We start from the raw sequence: 18,023 nt of genomic DNA, 5'->3' as shown, positions 1-18,023 counted from the left end.
GTCAATTCGGTGCTCGGCGACCGGAATCGAGTGCGGCGAGCGGAAGTCGGCATTTTCGCGGGGATGCGCGCTACGGTGCTTTCTGGATGTGGAGCAAGATCGAAATAAAAAAATGGCAATCATTCCGCAAATATCAGATTCGGCGGTTTTTCCAGGGGTATAGCCCAGCTGGACGTAGCCGTGGCAAATAGCCGCGGCGCCATCGCACAGCGAAGGGATGGAGATGCACACCTCTAGTCTGGCCATCGATTTTCAGCAGGGGTTCTCCGATGCGTGGGCTTCCATCGCCACGTTCGTGCCCAAGCTGGTCGGCTTCCTCGTCATCCTGCTCATCGGCTGGCTCGTCGCGAAGGCGGTAGAGAAGATCGTCGACAAAGTGCTGGAGCGGGTCGGGTTCGACCGGGCCGTCGAACGCGGCGGGGTGCGGCGAATGCTCGAGCGGAGCAAATACGACGCCTCCGACATTCTCGCGAGGCTGGCGTACTACGCGATTCTGCTGATCGCCCTGCAGATCGGCTTCGGTGTCTTCGGTCCGAACCCGGTCAGCAACGTGATCGCAGGCATCGTCGCGTGGCTGCCGAGGCTGGCGGTCGCGATCGTCATCGTGGTGGTCGCGGGTGCGATCGCGCACGCGGTGCGGGAAATGGTCGGCAGCACGCTCGGCGGCCTGTCCTACGGCCCGATGCTCGCCCGGATGGCGGCGGTGGGCATCTGGGCCATCGGCATCGTGGCCGCGCTGAACCAGATCGGGGTCGCCACAGCGGTCACCGTGCCGATTCTCGTCGCGGTGCTCGCGACCATCGGCGGCATCCTGGTCGTCGGCGTCGGTGGCGGCATGATCCGGCCGATGCAGGAGCGATGGGAGCGCTGGATCAGCGACCTGGAGCACGAGATCCCCACGGCCAGGGGACATGCCGAGGCCTACCGACGGGGCCGTGAGGACGCCGCCCGGGAACAGATGCTGATGGATCAGCAGGCAGCTCGCGGCCAGCAGCCCGTCCCCGGCGAAGGGGAATTCGAACAGCAGCCCGTGGGTGCGCCGTCGCGGGAGGCCACGCAGGGACAGCAATGGCAAGAACCCGGCGCCCGCGGCCAGCGGCAGCCAGGCCGGGGCGCGACGCCTGGTGAGGCATACCCGCAGCCTGGTCAGGGCGCGGCGCCTGGCGGAGGTTATGGGCAGCCTGGTCAGGGTGCGGCGCCCGGTGGAGGTTATGGGCAGCCTGGTCAGGGTGCGGCGCCCGGTGGAGAGTACCCGCAGCCTGGCCAGGGGACGACCCCTGGCGCGGGCCGACCGCAGCCCGGCGAGTACCGGGGCTACCGCGACGAAGGCGACGAGCGGTAGGTCTCGATCCGCCGGGTGGGCAGCGCGTCCGTCGTAGGCGCGGCGGACGCGCTCGGCCGGGCGACTTCGCTCAGTGCAGTTGCGGGAGCGCGAGCTCGGTGGGGTTGCGCATACCGTGCAGGCACACCCCGGCCAAGCGCAGATGGATCCAGTCCGCCTCGGCCCACTCGCGGACATCTTGCGGCGCCTTGCCGCGCGTTCCGGGAGTGTCCGGCCAGCTGGAGCCACCGCGTTCGGCGGCACGATCGGCGCGCACTTGGTCGAGCAATCCGCGCGCGTAACCCGCGAGCAGCACGGCGGGCGGGACGTCCGACGAATCCGCGACGCCGTGCTGGAGGATGTCGCGAACTGCGGCGGCATGCTGGTCCAGAACCGCAGAAAGCGCGGGCAGCCGCGCGGCCGCCGCAGTCGCGGGGGCTCCGTGCGTCTGGTGTAGGCGATTCAAAGTCCTACGTGCCGACGCTTCCAGAAAGCTGGGGCCGAGCAAAAACATCACAATATGGTAGCAATCATCCAGTATTTATCAAATTGTGACGTCGGTCGCGGACCAATGCTCGATCGAAGTTCCGCTCAGCAAACTCGCCCAAGCGAAAGGTGCCGTCAGCGAAAAGCATTCGCGTCCGTCAAGGCGCGGCCGAGCACGAGCTGATGCACCTCCGCGGTGCCCTCGTAGGTGAGCACCGATTCCAGATTGTTCGCGTGGCGCAGCACCGGATAGTCGAGCGTGATGCCATTGGCGCCGAGAATCGTGCGGCATTCACGGGCGATCGCGATGGCCTCGCGCGTGCTGTTCAGCTTGCCCGCGCTGACCTGCTCGGGCGTGACCGCGCCGCGGTCCTTCAGCCGCCCGATGTGCAGCGCCAGCAGCTGGCCTTTACCGAACTCCAGCGCCATGTCGGCCAGTTTGGCCTGGGTGAGCTGGTAGGCGGCCAGCGGCTTGTCGAACACCTCGCGGGTCCTGGCGTACTCGATGGTCGCCGCGAGACAGTCGCGGGCGGCGCCGAGCGCGCCGAAGATGATGCCGAAGCGCGCCTCGCTCAGGCAGGCGAGCGGCGAGGCGAGTCCGCGTGATCCGGGCAGTACCGCCTCGGCCGGCAGGCGAACGTCGTCGAAGTCCAGTTCGGCGGTGATCGAGGCGCGCAGCGACAGCTTGCGGTGCATCTCCCGCGCCGTCAACCCGGGCGTGCCAGCCGGAACGAGGAACCCGCGGATCACCTGCTTGCCCTCGTCCTCGGTCTGCGCCCAGACCACCGCCACATCGGCCACCGATCCGTTGGTGATCCACATCTTCGAGCCGTTCAGCACCCAGTCGGCCCCGTCGCGTTTGGCCCTGGTCCGCATGCCGCCGGGGTTGGAGCCGAAGTCGGGCTCGGTGAGTCCGAAGCAGCCCAGCGCGCGACCGGCGGCCAGTTCCGGCAGCCACTGCTGCTTCTGCTCCTCGGAGCCGTACTTGTGGATCGCGGTCATGGCCAGCGAACCCTGCACCGAGACCATGCTGCGCACCCCGGAATCGACCGCCTCCAGTTCCTGGCAGGCAAGGCCGTAGGTGGTCGCCGACATGCCCGCACAGCCGTAGCCGTCCAGATGCATACCGAGCAGTCCGAGCCTGCCCAACTCCGGGGCGAGCTCGCGTGCCGGGAAGGTGCCCGCCTCGAACCAGTCCGCGATGTGCGGGCGCAGGCGCTGGGCCGCGAAGGCCGCGACGGTGTCCCGGATCTCGCGCTCGTCCTCGGACAGCAGTGCATCGGTGGCGAACAGTTCTTCGACGGTGACCATGGACTCAGCGTAAACGGGCGTTGCGCCGTTGAGACCGAGCTCACGTGGGCCCGCGCTGCGCAAGATTTCCGACCTGCCCGTGACCTGCACGTAATTCGATCGGTGGGCCCGACGAGATGCCGTGATGCGCGGCGCCCCGCCCGGTTCGCGGCGCGACATTCCCCCCGATGAACCCACCGGGACAATTGCCCGGGAATCGCCCGATTAGGCTGAGCGCATGAGCCAGCTGGGATTCTCCACCCGTGCCGTGCACGCCGGCTTCGAACCCGATCCGCAGACCGGCGCGGTGAATGTGCCCATCTACGCGAGTTCGACCTTCGCCCAGGACGGCGTCGGCGGGTTGCGCGGCGGTTTCGAGTACGCCCGCACCGGTAACCCGACGCGCTCGGTGCTGGAGGCGAACCTCGCCGCGCTGGAATCCGGCCGCTACGGCCGGGCCTTCGCCTCCGGCATGGCCGCCACCGACTGTGCGCTGCGCGCCACGCTGCGTCCCGGTGATCACATCGTGATCCCCGACGACGCCTACGGCGGCACCTTCCGGCTGATCGACAAGGTGTTCAGCCAGTGGGGCATCGAGCACTCGCCCGCACACGTGTTCAACGTCGACGAGATGCGCGCCGCCATCCGGCCCAACACCAAGCTGGTGTGGATCGAGACGCCGACCAACCCGCTGCTGAGCATCGGCGACATCCCCGCGCTGGCCGACGTGGCGCACGCCGCAGGCGCCAAACTGGTGGTCGACAACACCTTCGCGACCCCGTACCTGCAACAGCCGTTGCTGCTCGGCGCCGACATCGTGGTGCACTCCACCACGAAGTACCTCGGGGGCCACTCCGACGTGATCGGCGGCGCGCTGATCACCGACGATCCCGAACTCGACGCGGCCTTCGCGTTCCTGCAGAACGGCGCGGGCGCGGTCCCCGGCCCGTTCGACGCCTTCCTCACCCTGCGCGGCACCAAGACTCTCGCGCTGCGGATGGACCGGCACTGCGACAACGCCGAAACCCTCGCCGAATTCCTGTCCCGGCACCCCGCGATCTCCCAGGTGATCTACCCCGGCCTGCCGGAACACCCGGGCCATGCCGTCGCCGACAAGCAGATGCGGCGATTCGGCGGGATGATCTCGGTGCGCCTGCACGGCGACGTCGAGGCCGCGCGCAAGTTCTGCTCGCGCACCGAGGTTTTCACCCTCGCCGAATCGCTGGGCGGCGTGGAGTCGCTGATCGAGCATCCGGCCGCCATGACGCACGCGTCCACCGAGGGCTCCGAGCTGGAGGTGCCCGCGGATCTGGTGCGGCTGTCGGTCGGCATCGAGGATGTCAGCGACCTGCTCGCGGACGTCGAACAGGCATTGAGCTAGGTTCACGGACATGACGAAGCGGCCGCACCCGACGATCGGGCGCGGCCGCTGGTGTCCGCGGGGGTATCGGCCGGGCAGCGCGCCGCGGCCGCGAGCATCAGCTGTGGTACGGCTCGGCGCTGATCAGGGTGACCTTCATGGTGTTGCCGTTGGGCAAGGTGTATTCCCTGGTCTCGCCCACCTTCGCGTCGATGAGCGCGCCGCCGAGCGGGGAATTCGGCGAGTAGGTCTCCAGCTTGGAATCGCGCAGACCCTCTTCCCGGGTGGCGATCAGGAAGGTTTCGGTGTCCGTCTCGTCGCCGTCGTAGTAGACCTTGACGACCGACCCGGGAAGCGCGACGCCGGATTTGGTGGGTGCGACGCCGACCTTGGCGTTGTTCAGCAGCTCCTGCAGTTGGCGAATCCGCGCCTCCTGCTGACCCTGCTCCTCGCGCGCGGCGTGGTACCCGCCGTTCTCCTTGAGGTCGCCTTCTTCGCGGCGTTCGTTGATCTCGGCGGCGATGACCGGACGATTGGCGATGAGCGCGTCGAGTTCGCTCTTGAGCCTGTCGTGCGACTCCGGGGTCAGCCAGGTCACTTGCGTCTCAGTCATCTCGATCACTCCCTAGTAGTTGTTCCCGGCAGGCCGGGATTCCCTGAGCACTGGCGTATACCCACTGGGAAGCGGGCACGCACCAGTCGACGGCTAGAGCGATCCTGGGAAGTTCATCGAACCCCGACAGGCCCTGGTCGCGGGCAAGCTCGTAAGCCCGAACCGTCAGCGCTGGCCGCCAATGCAGCAAACACGGCTCCGAGCTTCGGAACCGTGTATCACGCCATTTTAGCATGATTCACAAATGTGCAGGTCGGAGTTGATTTCCTGGGCACGTCGGCGGCAGACGCGCGGAAATCAGCCAACCCGGAGATAACTGGGCACCTGATCACTACACGCGTAGATGCTGCCCGATACCGGTCGCGCGGACGCGCGCACGGTGGTGGTCACCTCCACCGTTCCGCTGCTCGACGGCTCGACGAGCACCTCCCGGCGGCCCAGTTCGGACCCGTCGCGCGCCATCGCGCGCACGAAGCACACCACCGGACGCGCGGGATCGGCGCGGGTGACCTTGAGCCGGATGGTCATGGTCGAGTCGTCCACCACGGTGTAGCCGAGCTGCTCGGCCTCGATGTCGTCCGGGCCGTACTTCTGATAGCCGAGGTAGGCGACGCCGAGCCCGGCGAGCACCACGAGCGCGCCGAGAACCGGCGCGATCCAGCGCCGCCGCACCGGCGGCCGGGTTCCGTACCGGTCGGCGGGCGGTCCGCTCGGCGTGGCCTTCCCGCCGCCGCTCTGCGCCGCAGGCTCGGTCATGGCCGCGCCTCGCTGGCGCTCGGCTCCGGCACGAGCGAGGGCTCGGCTGCGTCGATTGTTCGCTCGCTGCGCTCGCTCATGCCTGCGCCTCGCTGGCGCTCGGCTCCGGCACGAGCGAGGGCTCGGCTGCGTCGATTGTTCGCTCGCTGCGCTCGCTCATGTGGCACTCGCTCCCGGGGGGTACGTCGGAACAAATATGCGTCGAATGGAACTATAGGTAACGAAGCCCCGACACCCGCGAGCGAGAGCGATGGTGAACGAGACGTGAGTGGCCTTCGCCTCATGGCGGTGCATGCCCACCCGGACGACGAATCAAGCAAGGGCGCCGCGACGACCGCCCGTTACGCCGACGAAGGACATGAGGTCCTCGTCGTCACGCTGACCGGCGGAGAACGCGGAAGCATCCTGAACCCGGCCATGGACACCCCCGGCGTCCTGGAGCGGATCCACGAGATCCGCCGCGAGGAGATGGACGCCGCCGCCCGCGCGCTCGGCGTGCGCCAGCACTGGCTCGGTTTCGTGGACTCGGGTCTGCCGGAGGGCGATCCGCTGCCACCGCTGCCCGAGGGCTGCTTCGCGCTGGTTCCGCTGGAGGAGGCCACCGAGGCGCTGGTCCGCGTGGTGCGCGAGTTCAAGCCGCACGTGATGACCACCTACGACGAGACCGGCGGCTACCCGCACCCCGACCACATCCGCTGCCACGAGGTGTCGATGGCCGCGTTCGAGGCCGCAGGCGACCCGGAGCGCTTCCCCGACGCGGGCGAGCCGTGGACGCCGCTGAAGCTGTACTACGACCACGGGTTCAACATGCGGCGGATGGAGGTGTTCGCCGCGGAGTACGAGCGCATCGGCGAACCGTTCCCGCTGCAAGAGTGGCTGGACCGGATGCGCAAGTACATGGCTGAGCGCGGTGACGTGACCTCCCGGATCACCACGCAGATCGAGTGCGCCAAGTACTTCCCGCAGCGCGACGACGCCTTGCGCGCGCACGCCACGCAGATCGACCCGAACGGCGCGTTCTTCGCCATTCCGCTGGAAATGCAGCAGCGGCTGTGGCCGACCGAGGAGTTCGAGCTGGCCAAGACCCGGGTGAGCACCGCATTGCCGGAGACCGACCTGTTCGCTGGCATCGAGGACGAGCGGTCGTGACGCTGGTCCTGCTCGCCCAGACGCCGGGCACCCCGACCGGGCCGGAGTTCGGCAAGGCCTCGCCGCTCGGGCTCGTCATCGTGCTGGTCCTGCTCGTGGGCACCTTCCTGCTGATCCGATCGATGAACCGGCACATCAAGGGCCTGCCCGCCACCTTCGAGCCCGAGCACCCCGAACCGGACCAGGAGGCCGACGAGGGGACCGAGCACGGCATCACGCGCCGCACCGAGAAATCCGAGGGCGCCGACCCCGACGGCCGCGCCGAACCGAGCTGAAGCCCCCGCTGAGCTGCGCTTTGTTACCTTTCCGCGCTCTCGTTCGTCAGTGAGGTAGTCGCGACACGAACCACGGCCGCACGGCGGCCCGCATTCGTTGCTCGCGTCTCCTTCGATACGAACGTGAGAGTCAGGACAGAGCGATGACATTCGAGGAATTGCGCGCTGCGCTGCCGGGCCGTGTGCTGCTGCCCGGTGACGAGGGTTTCGAGAACGCGGCGCGGCCGTGGACGCTGACGGTCGTCCAGCCGGTGGCCGCGGTGGTGCACGCCGCCGACGCGTACGACGTCGCGGCCGTAGTCCAGTACGCGCGCGGCGCCGGTGTTCCGGTGGTCACCCAACCGACCGGGCACGGCGCCGCGGGCGGAGTCGAGGACGCGATTCTGCTGCGCACCGGACAGCTGGACAGCGTCGAGATCGATCCCGCACGGCGGGTGGCGCGGGTCGGTGCGGGCGCGAGCTGGGGCCGGGTGCAGGCCGCTGCCGGTGCGCACGGGCTGACCGGGCTCGCGGGCAGCAACCCCGCGGTCGGTGTGACCGGCTACACCCTGGGCGGCGGGATGAGCTGGTTCAGCCGCAAGTACGGCTGGGCCTCCGATGCGGTGCGGGCGTTCGAGATCGTCGACGCCGAGGGGACGCGCCGCCGGGTCACGGCCGAGGCCGATCCGGACCTGTTCTGGGCGCTCCGCGGCGGCGGCGGTGACTTCGCGGTGGTCACCGCACTGGAATTCGACCTGTTTCCCGCGCCGGAACTGTTCGGCGGCCGCGTCTTGTGGCCCGCTACCCGAATCCACGAGGTGTTCGAGGCGTTCCAGGAGATCACCGCGACGGCCCCGGATGAACTGAGCGTCTGGTTCCAGCGTCTCCAGATCCCGGACGCGCCGCCCATGGTCGGGCTGGACGCGGTGTATCTCGGCGATCCGGACCGCGGCCGCGCCCTACTCGCCCGGTTCGATGCCATCGGTGATGTGATCATCGACAAGCGCGGGGTTTTCGGGGCCGCGAACATCGGCGCCATCACCGCGGAGCCCACCGATCCGAGCCCGTCGCTGTCGCGGGCCGAGCAGCTGGCCGATCTCGGCGACGCCGTGCTGAAGACCCTGATCGACGAGCCGGTCGCCCCGCTGGTCAACCTGCAGATCCGCCACCTGGGCGGAGCGCTTGCCGAGCACCGCGCGGACGGCGGTGCGTGCGGCCCGGTCGCCGAGCCGTATCTGCTCTACTGCCTCGGTCTCGGGCTCCCGCACCTCGCCGAGGCGGTCAAAGCCCGGCGCACGGCGATCGTCGACGCGCTCGGCGGCCAGATCAGCGGCCGGAAGCCGTTCACTTTCCTGACGCCTGACGAAAAAGCCTCCGACGCCTTCGATTCCGCGACGTTGACCCGGCTGCGCGAGATCAAGAGCGCTCGGGACCCACACGGCGTCATCCGAGCCAACTACCCGGTGCTCGGATAGTCGGCGCGGGAGACAGTCGCCGGTTCTTTTCGGCTTCCACGTCGCTCACTTTTTTCGAGTCACTCGAAAGCGCATTGCTGGCAACCATTTTGTGCAATATGGTGTTCGCAATACCGCGCGCCGGTCGGTGTCCTGTGTTACCAATTCAGCTAAATCGCTCGACCGAAGGAACATCATGGACAACGTGATCGGACAGATCGACCGTGCTCTGGATGCGACCGGCGCGATCGTCGCCGCCGTGGAAGGGACGGGCCTGGCCGCGCCTACGCCGTGCCGGGACTGGGATGTGCGGGCCGTCCTCAACCACACCGTGGGCGGCATGCACATCTTCGCGGCCGCGCTGAGCGGCATGGACGCGGGCGCCGAACACGATTCCGACTGGCTCGGCGGTGACCCGCAGGGCGCCTACGCCGCGGCGGCGGAGGTCGATCGGGCCGCGTGGCACCGGCCGGGCGCGCTGGATGGCACGGTGGGCATTTCGCTGGGAGAGCTACCGGGCCCCGCGGCGGCACTGGTGCATCTGACCGAAGTGCTCGTCCACGGTGTCGACATCGCGGTGGCCATCGATCGGCCGGATCTCGCCGACGACGCGCTCTGCGGCGAATTGCTCGCCACCATGCACGCGATGGGCGGGATCGATTCCTTCCGGTCGCCGGGCATCTTCGGCCCGGAAATCGTTGTCGCCGAGGAAGAACCGGCGCACCGTCGGCTCCTGGCCTATGTCGGGCGCGAGGTGCTGACCCGTACGCCGTAGTCGGCTCGTGCGGTCGTCGGATTCCTGCCGAAGGTGGGGTGCGCAGGCACTAGGGTTGAGCGCGCCGACCATTCGCCCACGGCGACAGGAGGCGGTCTCCCCGGCTGCGAGGGGGCGCGAGCAGTCGTGAGCGCCGGGCCGGAGGGGGCGGGACCTGCCCAAACCTGCTGAAAGGCGCCACCGACCCATGCCGCGAACGATCCTGTATCCCTCCGACGAGCAGATCCGAATCACGACAGCGAGATTGCTCGACCTGTATGTCGACTCCGCCCCGGTGTTCTTCGGCCTCACCTTGGTGGGACCGGATCGAGTCGGCGTCATGCCGCAGCCGATACTGCCGACCAGCGAACCACCGATTCACGACCTCTCGACACTGATCTTCTCGCGTGCCCCCCGTGCGACGTTATGGGGTTTCGGATACCGCGACGAAGTACTCGCCGAACGCGACGGCGGATCGGCCGAAGCGATGGTCGCGTGGGCCGCCGACGCGCGGGGCAATATGTGGAAGGCCCTGCAATTCCGGGACCAGCCGGACGCGGACCCGGTGGTGTCCTTCCGACCGGCCGACGAAGGCCGTCCGGATGAGGAGGCGATCATGCTGGAATTGTGGGTCGCGGCACTGGCTCTCGCCGCAATCTGACAGACGCCGCTTGCCTCGCTGTGGCGACGCGAGGTTTCCGTCGAGTGATTCGAGCTGGCGTTCGGGTCACTCGTCCTCGTCGGCGGCGACAATCTCGACCACCCGGTCGCGGTTGGCCGGGTCGAGCAACAGCGCCGCCGACCACAAGAATCCGGACATGCCCAAGGGGGGCCTGGTGATCGCGTCGGCCGGAGTGAACAACTCGGAAATGCCTCGATCGGGCAGATACCGGTAGGTGAGCGCCACCCAACCCTTTCCCTCGCCACGGTCGCCGCGGCTACGGCCGTGGGCTCACTCCGATGCGCGGATCTCATCGAGCAGGATACGAGGAACTGCTCTCCGGTGAGGGGTCAACCGCGTCGGTGGATCTGTAGCGTCGTGCTCGATTAGGGTGTAGCCGAGTTGGATTCGTTGACGTCTCGGATCGGCGGTCGGTTCGCGGCCGGGATTCCGATCGGGCGAAGGGCGCAGCCAGCAGTGCGCAGAGGGGGGTGTTGACCGTGGCCGGATTTCTGGGTGTGGATGTCGACGTACTCGGCAAGACGGTGCAGTCGTTGCGCGGTGTCGAGCAGGTGCTCGGCGACGCTATGAAGGCGATGGCCCGCGGCGGCCATGGCGATATCGGAACCAAGGAGCTCAATGATGCCGCCGACAGCTTTCAACGCCGCTGGCATTTCGGCATCGAGCGGATCGGCGAAGCGGCCAGGGTGACCGCGGACGGCGTCGCGCGGTGCCACGACGCCTATCAACAGGTCGACAAGTCCTTCGCCAAGGCGCTGGGACAGGCCGAAGCGGTCATCGACGGGAACGTTGCGCACCAGGACAAAGCGTGAGCCAGAATCCTTACCCAAACCTGGGTTTCAATCCGGTACCCGGAGCGCCATCCGATGTCGCCGGACTGCACGGCCGGATCGCGACGGCGGCGGAGGCGGTCAAGGACACCAACGCCGTGCTGAATCGGCTACGCAACAGCAATGACAGCGTGTGGCAGGGTGAGGCGGGAGACGCATTCCGCGCGAATTTCGATGCGACACTAGCGCAAGACCTCGGTTACGCGCAGAGTTCGCTCGAGCGAGCCGTCGGCCTGTTGCAGGAATGGCACACCGATCTCGTCAGCTTCCAGGACACGGCGAAGGGCCTGGAAGCGGAAGCCGCCGACGCCAGGGGCAAGCACACCCAGGCTGTCGCGGCATGGCAGCAGGCCAAGTCCAATCCGGACCTGAGTCTGGCGAACATGTCGTTCTCCGACCCGGCCCAACTGCAGGCCGCGCAGACCCGCCTGGACGCCGCGACCGCCCAGGTCCGCGCCACCGGCGCCGCCGTCGACGACTGCCAGGGCAAGATCGACGCCATCATCGCCCGCGCCCGCGACCTGGAAACCACCCACAACTCCCTCGCCCGCCGAATAGCCGGTGAATTGGACGCCGCCGCAAAGGATTTCGCCCCCAGTCCGCCGGACAAGAGCATCTGGGATCGGATCGTCGACGCGGTGAAGGCTGTCGGAGAATTTCTCGACAAGCATCGGAAGGGGCTGCATCAGATCCTCTCGGTCGTTGCCGCTATCGGTGGTTTGGTTGCCCTGGTCACACCGCCGCCCATCGACATCATCGGCTTCGCGGTGGCCGCAGCCGCTACCGCAGGCCTACTCGCGATTGATCTCACCGATCCAAAGATCCGGGAAGGTTTGAGGAACGGCGAACTCGATGCATGGAAGACGGTCGCATTGGACTCGCTCGGCCTCGCGCCAGTGGGGGGATCGGCGGTGGCCGCCGGTAAGGTCGGGTGGGGTCTACTTCGGGGAACCGAAGCAGTTGCCGATGGTGTACATGCTGCTCAGGCAGTAGGCAATGCTGAGCGGTTCGGCAGGGCGGTATATGAAGGGCTGACTCACGAGCCGCAGTTGAGTTCGAAGATCGCTGGTGGCATAGCAAATGTTCTGGAAAAGGCACCCGGTGTGCCGAACATAGCCTCAGCGCTCGGTATGGACCAAGCGGCAGTCAGTGTCTTGAAAGCCACAGGTGTGGCGAGCGGTGATTATGTGGCGGTCTCGACTGCCGAGGCGATAGACCTGTTCGCTCGATCCGGCAAGGTGGTGCACTCGCTGCTGGAACCGCCTATGTCGTGGCTGGGGGATAACTGACATGCGTGAGGATGCTGTTCCGGAGAGCAATACGACAATAGCGGTTGAAATACCGCCAGGGTACATTCCTCTGCCGTTGGCTGATATTGATAAACCGATAGCCGATGTGGCGTCGCTGTTTGCGCAGCTCGGTCCAGGGGGTATCAGTGATGTCGCTCCGGCTGTGCTGCAGGCCCTGCGGGTGTTACTCACCAAGCTCGCCTCATTGAATGCTCTCTACTGTGGCCTCGGTAAGCATCGCGCGGCTGATGGGCGAGAAGTGACGTCAACGCTTGTTATTACGGCCGATCGATATGGTGAGGTCAGGAATCCTCGGCTGACGATAGCGGACTACCTGATGTCCAAAGTCGATTCCGCGGAGTGCATGAACGTCGAAACGATCGAGATCTCCGGTAAGCCGATGCTGCTGTCCGATCGTATAAAGAGATTTCCTGCCCCGGAATTTCCGGGCGTCGAATATGTAGAGGATGCACAGGCGGAGATCTATCAGATCGAGGCGGTTGCATGCTCTTCCGATGGATCCAAGATTGCTGTGGTAGAACTATCGACACCATTTGTTGATTCCGGTGAAGAGTTCCTGTCGATGGTTGCGGCGGTTGCGGGTTCCATTGAATTCATTGCGGTACCCGGCCAGGCCGACGGGTCTTTCTCCTTGAATCTGTGAGGCCGAATGAACAAAGTATCGAACAGGGGAGCTCCGCCCGCAATCCAATGCCCCGAAACTCGAGCGGCAATGCGCAAGCAGAGCACCCTTCCCTGGCTACTGTTCTTGGTTGGTCTGGCATGTCTGCCCCTCAGCCTGGTGCTCATCGGTCTGCAGGATAGGGCGCCTTCCAAAGGTGGACGTGCGGCACTCAGCCTCTTGGCGAATCTGTCGGCCGTGGTCTTTACGATAGGGATTGTCTTCGGTGGCGGGCTGGTATGGATTCGGCGGCGGCGACGGAGGGCGTTGAAGCGATACCCATGGGTCGTCTGGCCGATCAACTACATCACTACCGGCAGACATGAATGGGTGGAATTGCTGGATGTGAATCGGCAGCCGGTATCCGCTCTGATCCTCAGCACTTGGCGGAAAGACATCGCAACAATGCTGGATCCCACCACATCCGAGATCTGGTTCGCGGGCGATCCGAAGAAGTACGGGGTGATCTCGCGGCCGGGTGGTGGCGATTTGAGGTATGCCTACTACTCGCGGGCACGGCAACCACCACGATTCACATTCCGTGACCGGGCGACGGGAAGCCAGCACCGCCAAGCTGTTTCGGCGACAGGTGCTTCCAATGGGTACGAAATGCGCCGTGCGAACGGTCATGTGATGATGAAACCCCCGTCGGGGAGTCCGGAGAATCCGGTGCGGCACGGCGGATTTGACGATGAACGGTACCCGTCGCCGCGGACACTGCGGCGGATCTCGGCATTCGTCCTGGACTGGCTGATCCATGCCGCGTGCGGTATCGGTGCGGGTATCGCCGCAAGTCCAGCATTTTCGCCGGATGCAGTGCGCAACTTGGACTGGCGCCATCTAGGGGTGAACCCGGTTGCGGTGATCGGTTTCTGGCTTGCCGCATCAGCCGTGAATCGGGTTCTCATCCAGTCGGTCTTCCACACAACCATCGGAAAGGCCTTGTTCGGTTTGGTGATACTCCGGCCGGACAACGGGAAATACCCTTCGTTCGGGAAGTTGCTGGGTGTGTGGATCGTCGATCTGTACATGTCGATCGCACTGCCGATCGCGCTGGTGACGTTTTCCGACGTACCAGGGCCGGACAACGTGGACGACTATCTGCTGCCCGCCGTGCGGCGCAGCGATGTGCGGGAATGAGCTCGACCGGCCGGGTACTGGCGACCGACATCGACACCGCGTGGGCCTCCGAGGCGGCGAGAGGCGTTGTGGAGGTCCTGCGCCACGATGTGGGCCGTGACGAGCCGCCCGAAAGCGGCGGATTCGACCTCGTACATGCCCGGTTGGTGCTGGTGCACGTCACCGACCGCGAACAGGCCCTGCGCGCGATGGTCGCCTCGCTGCGGCCAGGCGGTTGGCTGCTGGTGGAGGATGCTGATCCGGCGTTGCAGCCGCTGACCTGCATCGACGAGTACGGGCCCGAGCAGGCGCTGGCCAACAAGCTGCGGTCCGGCTTCCGTTCGCTGCTGGCGTCCCGCGGCGCCGACCTCGCCTACGGCCGCAAGCTTCCCCGCCTGCTGCGGGAGGCGTGGTTGACCGGCGTCAACGCGGACGCGCACTTCCCGATCACCGCACCAGCCTGCGACCTCCTCGAGGCGGCGACGGTCCGCCACATCCGTGACGGTCTCGTAGCCGCCGGGCTGGCAACCGATGAGGACATCGATCGCCATCTCGCGAACGTCGCTTCCGGCCGCCTCGACTTGGCCACCTCCCCCATGATTTCCGCATGGGGACGCCGCCCATAGGACCTCATTACCGCTCGCACGGCACCGTCAGTGGCGGGCCATCGGACTCGACCCTGTTGTCTCCCGCCACCGGAGAATCGAGGAGTTGGTTCCCGCACGGCGCGGCGAAGGGTCGTACGGTGGAGCCATGAACCGGCTCGGAATGGCGACGTCTCCGTACCTGCGCCAGCACGCGGACAACCCGGTGCACTGGCGGGAGTGGGACGCCGAGGCGCTGGCCGAAGCGCGCGAGCGAGACGTGCCGATCCTGCTGTCGGTCGGGTACGCGTCCTGCCACTGGTGCCACGTGATGGCGCACGAGTCGTTCGAGGACGTGGCGACCGCCGAGCAGATGAACGAGAACTTCGTCTGCGTGAAGGTCGACCGGGAGGAGCGGCCCGACCTCGACGCGGTGTACATGAACGCCACCGTCGCGATGACCGGTCAGGGCGGCTGGCCGATGACCTGCTTCCTCACTCCAGACGGCGAACCGTTCTACTGCGGCACCTACTATCCGAAACTCCCGCGCGGCGGCATGCCGTCGTTCACCCAGTTGCTCACCGCGATCACCGACACTTGGCGCACGCGCCGCGACGAGGTGGACCAAGCGTCCGCGCAAGTGGCCGAGGCGCTGCGCGCGCAGACGGCGGGGCTGCCCGACGCGGGCCTGACCGTCACGGCCGAGCTGCTCGGCCACGCCGTCGCCGCCGTGCTGCGCGACGAGGACGACAAGCACGGCGGATTCGGCGGCGCGCCGAAATTCCCGCCGTCCGCGCTGCTGGAGGGTCTGCTGCGGCACTGGGAGCGGACCGGCGAACCCGCCGTGTTCGACGTGGTCGCGCGCACCGCCGAGGCGATGGCGCGCGGCGGCATCTACGACCAGCTGCGCGGTGGTTTCGCCCGGTATTCGGTGGACGCCGCGTGGGTGGTGCCGCACTTCGAGAAGATGCTCTACGACAACGCGCAGCTGCTGCGGGCCTACGCGCACCTGGCGCGGCGCAGCGCGTCGGCGCTGCCGGAATCGTTGTCGCACCGGATCACGCGGGAGATCGTGCGGTTCCTGCTCGACGACTTGGGTACCGCGGAAGGCGGCTTCGCCTCGGCGCTGGACGCCGATACGCATCTGGAGCCCGGCAAGCCGGGCGTCGAAGGCGCGACCTATGTGTGGACTCCGGCCGAGCTGGCCGGTGCGCTCGGTTCGATCGACGGAGCATGGGCCGCCGAATTCTTCGGCGTCACCACCGCGGGAAACTTCGAACAGGGCACCTCCGTGTTGACCAGGTACACCGAGCCGATCGGCGCGGAGGACAACGCCCGCCTGGAACGCGTTCGAGCGGCGCTGATCGCGGCGCGCGACCGGCGTCCGCAGCCGGAGCGCGACGACAAAGTGGTGACCGCCTGGAACGGGATGGCGATCACCGCGCTCGCCGAAGCCGCGGCCGCGCTGGACGAGCCGGAGTGGGTGGCCGCCGCCGTCCGGTGCGCGCGCTTCCTGCTCACCGAGCACGTGGTGGACGGGCGGCTGCGGCGCGCGTCGCTCGGCGGCGTCGTCGGCGCCGCGCCGGGCATCCTGGAGGACTACGCATGGCTGGTCACAGGGCTGCTCGCACTACACCAGGCCACTGGTGAACTGGGCTGGCTCGAGGACGCGCAGCGGTTGCTCGACACGGCGATCGAGCACTTCGCCGACCCCGACCAGTCCGGCGGCTGGTTCGACACCGCCGACGACGCCGAAACGCTGGTCACCCGTCCACGCGACCCGATCGACGGCGCCACGCCCGCGGGCGCCTCCGCGCTGGCCGAGGCGCTGCTCACCGCCGCGGCCGCGAGCGACCCGGAGCGCGCCACGCGCTACCGCGAACTCGCCGACCGCACGCTCGACCGCGGCGCGATCGTCCTGGCGCGGGCGCCGCGTTCGGCGGGGCAGTGGCTCGCCGTCGCCGAGGCCGCCCTGCGCGGACCACTCCAGGTCGCGATCGCCACCGAATCCAGCTCCAGCCCGACGGAACTGCTCACCACGGCCCGCCTGGCCGCCCCCGGCGGCTCGGTCGTCCTGGCCGCCGCACCCAACGCCGTTCCGCTCCTGGCCGATCGCCCCTTGGTTCGCAACGCCGCCGCGGCCTATGTCTGCCGCGGTTCGGTGTGCGACCTCCCGGTCTCGAGCCCGGACCAACTCCGCACGGCACTCCAGCGGAATTAGCAGACGCCGTTCGACCGTCCCGCTGCGCGTGCGGGACGCGAATCATCGACTGACCTGGCATGGCGTTGTCGCGCGGTGGTCCCGAGACGCCACCCGTCCCGCCGTTGATGTAGCCCGGATGTTGTCGGCAGGCGTGGTTGCCGCAGGGTCGGCCCACCCAGGGCTGGCTCGGCGGCCACGATGAATGGCCTTGGCCCTCATCGGCCGCGGCGCATGCGGATGGTGGCCGAGCGGTCAGGTCCGGATTCAAGATCGCGCTGATCGCAATCATTCTCCGAACGCGTTGCGCCTCTTACTGTCCGGAGATCCCCTTCTGCCCGGACCGTCTCGGATGACGTTCGCAGCCGGGGACCGCCATGTCCGCCTCGGCTCGATGCCGACCTACCCTGATTCGGAGCGACGGTGCAGCCAACTCCCTGGTCGGTCAAGGACATGCGACTCGAATCAGCGCCGAGCGCGGCATCCGGAGGGCTCGCCGAGTCCCGAGTGCGCCGGTCGGGGCTGAACGGGTACTGGGGCTATCTGGGCGCCGCGGCGGGCGGCATCGTCACGCTGATCCTGTTGTTCCGGCCCTGGCTGACCGCTTCCGGCGCCGACGGCAAGGCCAGCGTCAACGCCTTCGGCCGGATGACCGCCACCACGTCCCTGCTGAACATCTGGTCGTCATCGCCGCCGCCCGCCGCGCGTATCAGCGGCGCCTTCGCGATACTCGCCGCTGCCGCGATCACCGTCACCGTCTGCGCGGTGGTGGCGAATCTCCGGCGTCGTACCGAAGCCCTCTCCCGGGTGGCGACGATCTCCGCGGTGACCGTCGCGGTGCTGGTCGTCCTCACCGTGCTCTACATGAACAGCAAAAGCCCCGAGCTCCGAGCGATGCTCGCACGCACCTCCGACCTTGGTGGACAGGCTGGAATGGTGCTGAGCTGGGCTTTCGGCAATGGCAGCATCGTCGTACCGGGAATCCGACAGATCTCGTACGACACCGCCGGACTCACGTCCTGGGCCCTGCTCGCCGGTGCCACCTCACTGGTCTCGGCCATCACAGCGGTCGCCCAATGGATATACGACCACCCGCCCACCGCCATCCGCCTGCCGTGGCGCGTCGCAATCCACAGATCGGCAGCCTCGGAGCAACCGGCTCGGCGACGCGAGTGAGAAGCCGGGGGGATCGGTTGCCGT

At 67.4% G+C, this 18,023-nt stretch carries 19 protein-coding genes; 14 read left to right on the top strand and 5 right to left on the bottom strand.

The window, feature by feature from the left end; translation table 11 throughout:
- The first annotated feature begins 223 nt into the window (after positions 1 to 223).
- Positions 224 to 1,342: a mechanosensitive ion channel family protein gene (locus ON34_RS22320; protein WP_083889641.1), complete on the top strand. Its 1,119-nt coding sequence runs from the start codon at positions 224 to 226 to the stop codon at positions 1,340 to 1,342.
- A 70-nt stretch (positions 1,343 to 1,412) separates the two neighbouring features.
- On the opposite strand, the gene ON34_RS22315 is transcribed toward ON34_RS22320, so the two are convergent.
- Complete coding sequence (locus ON34_RS22315) at positions 1,413 to 1,835, bottom strand: DUF6401 family natural product biosynthesis protein (RefSeq protein ID WP_040782539.1); 423 nt, start codon at positions 1,833 to 1,835, stop codon at positions 1,413 to 1,415.
- Between the two features lie 107 nt (positions 1,836 to 1,942).
- The gene (locus ON34_RS22310; protein ID WP_040782822.1) at positions 1,943 to 3,118 is read right to left on the bottom strand and encodes an acyl-CoA dehydrogenase family protein; all 1,176 of its coding nucleotides are present in this window, start codon (positions 3,116 to 3,118) and stop codon (positions 1,943 to 1,945) included.
- 217 nt (positions 3,119 to 3,335) lie between these two features.
- Here ON34_RS22310 and ON34_RS22305 point away from each other — a divergent pair, with 217 nt between their 5' ends.
- Positions 3,336 to 4,478: a cystathionine gamma-synthase gene (locus ON34_RS22305; protein WP_040782536.1), complete on the top strand. Its 1,143-nt coding sequence runs from the start codon at positions 3,336 to 3,338 to the stop codon at positions 4,476 to 4,478.
- Between the two features lie 97 nt (positions 4,479 to 4,575).
- On the opposite strand, the gene greA is transcribed toward ON34_RS22305, so the two are convergent.
- Together greA and ON34_RS22295 are read right to left on the bottom strand one after the other, a co-directional pair.
- Positions 4,576 to 5,070 carry a transcription elongation factor GreA gene (gene greA / locus ON34_RS22300; RefSeq protein ID WP_040782534.1) on the bottom strand — a complete coding sequence of 165 codons (495 nt, stop codon included), beginning with the start codon at positions 5,068 to 5,070 and terminating at the stop codon, positions 4,576 to 4,578.
- 297 nt (positions 5,071 to 5,367) lie between these two features.
- Positions 5,368 to 5,826, bottom strand: a complete 459-nt coding sequence (locus tag ON34_RS22295) for a DUF4307 domain-containing protein (protein WP_040782532.1) — start codon at positions 5,824 to 5,826, stop codon at positions 5,368 to 5,370.
- Positions 5,827 to 6,090: 264 nt separating this feature from the next.
- Here ON34_RS22295 and mca point away from each other — a divergent pair, with 264 nt between their 5' ends.
- The 5 genes from mca to ON34_RS22270 all read left to right on the top strand — a co-directional run bounded on the left by mca (position 6,091) and on the right by ON34_RS22270 (position 10,098).
- Positions 6,091 to 6,975 (top strand): mycothiol conjugate amidase Mca, encoded by an 885-nt coding sequence (mca, locus tag ON34_RS22290; protein WP_245548135.1) that lies wholly within the window; start codon positions 6,091 to 6,093, stop codon positions 6,973 to 6,975.
- Positions 6,972 to 7,250 carry a hypothetical protein gene (locus ON34_RS22285; protein ID WP_040782528.1) on the top strand — a complete coding sequence of 93 codons (279 nt, stop codon included), beginning with the start codon at positions 6,972 to 6,974 and terminating at the stop codon, positions 7,248 to 7,250. Before mca ends, ON34_RS22285 begins: the two co-directional genes overlap by 4 nt.
- Before the next feature lie 143 nt (positions 7,251 to 7,393).
- Complete coding sequence (locus ON34_RS22280) at positions 7,394 to 8,704, top strand: FAD-binding oxidoreductase (RefSeq protein WP_040782525.1); 1,311 nt, start codon at positions 7,394 to 7,396, stop codon at positions 8,702 to 8,704.
- A 175-nt stretch (positions 8,705 to 8,879) separates the two neighbouring features.
- Positions 8,880 to 9,458 (top strand): TIGR03086 family metal-binding protein, encoded by a 579-nt coding sequence (locus ON34_RS22275; protein ID WP_040782522.1) that lies wholly within the window; start codon positions 8,880 to 8,882, stop codon positions 9,456 to 9,458.
- Positions 9,459 to 9,645: 187 nt separating this feature from the next.
- Positions 9,646 to 10,098 carry a hypothetical protein gene (locus ON34_RS22270; RefSeq protein WP_040782519.1) on the top strand — a complete coding sequence of 151 codons (453 nt, stop codon included), beginning with the start codon at positions 9,646 to 9,648 and terminating at the stop codon, positions 10,096 to 10,098.
- A 66-nt stretch (positions 10,099 to 10,164) separates the two neighbouring features.
- Here the strand turns inward: ON34_RS22270 and ON34_RS22265 are convergent, their stop codons facing one another.
- Positions 10,165 to 10,344 carry a hypothetical protein gene (locus ON34_RS22265; protein WP_040782517.1) on the bottom strand — a complete coding sequence of 60 codons (180 nt, stop codon included), beginning with the start codon at positions 10,342 to 10,344 and terminating at the stop codon, positions 10,165 to 10,167.
- A gap of 254 nt (positions 10,345 to 10,598) precedes the next feature.
- Here ON34_RS22265 and ON34_RS22260 point away from each other — a divergent pair, with 254 nt between their 5' ends.
- The 7 genes from ON34_RS22260 (at position 10,599) to ON34_RS22230 (ending at position 17,999) form a co-directional block, all read left to right on the top strand.
- Positions 10,599 to 10,931, top strand: coding sequence for a hypothetical protein (locus ON34_RS22260; RefSeq protein ID WP_157172375.1), 333 nt, complete (start codon positions 10,599 to 10,601; stop codon positions 10,929 to 10,931).
- Positions 10,928 to 12,238, top strand: a complete 1,311-nt coding sequence (locus ON34_RS22255) for a hypothetical protein (protein ID WP_051022978.1) — start codon at positions 10,928 to 10,930, stop codon at positions 12,236 to 12,238. Before ON34_RS22260 ends, ON34_RS22255 begins: the two co-directional genes overlap by 4 nt.
- 1 nt (position 12,239) lies before the next feature.
- Positions 12,240 to 12,902 carry a hypothetical protein gene (locus tag ON34_RS22250; RefSeq protein ID WP_157172374.1) on the top strand — a complete coding sequence of 221 codons (663 nt, stop codon included), beginning with the start codon at positions 12,240 to 12,242 and terminating at the stop codon, positions 12,900 to 12,902.
- Between the two features lie 69 nt (positions 12,903 to 12,971).
- Positions 12,972 to 14,060, top strand: coding sequence for an RDD family protein (locus ON34_RS37210; protein ID WP_218003923.1), 1,089 nt, complete (start codon positions 12,972 to 12,974; stop codon positions 14,058 to 14,060).
- Positions 14,057 to 14,665, top strand: a complete 609-nt coding sequence (locus tag ON34_RS22240) for a methyltransferase domain-containing protein (protein ID WP_218003922.1) — start codon at positions 14,057 to 14,059, stop codon at positions 14,663 to 14,665. The genes ON34_RS37210 and ON34_RS22240 overlap by 4 nt, the downstream gene beginning before the upstream one ends.
- 127 nt (positions 14,666 to 14,792) lie before the next feature.
- A complete protein-coding gene (locus ON34_RS22235; RefSeq protein WP_040782511.1) occupies positions 14,793 to 16,844 on the top strand; it encodes a thioredoxin domain-containing protein in 2,052 nt (683 codons plus the stop codon).
- Positions 16,845 to 17,246: 402 nt separating this feature from the next.
- On the top strand, positions 17,247 to 17,999 hold the full coding sequence (locus ON34_RS22230) for a hypothetical protein (RefSeq protein WP_157172373.1): 753 nt from the start codon (positions 17,247 to 17,249) through the stop codon (positions 17,997 to 17,999).
- Positions 18,000 to 18,023: the final 24 nt, after the last annotated feature.

The organism is Nocardia pneumoniae NBRC 100136 (assembly GCF_000308755.1).
GTDB lineage: Bacteria > Actinomycetota > Actinomycetes > Mycobacteriales > Mycobacteriaceae > Nocardia > Nocardia pneumoniae.
The sequence above is the reverse complement of the archived record's forward strand: the minus strand, read 5'-3'. Positions and strand labels throughout refer to the sequence as shown.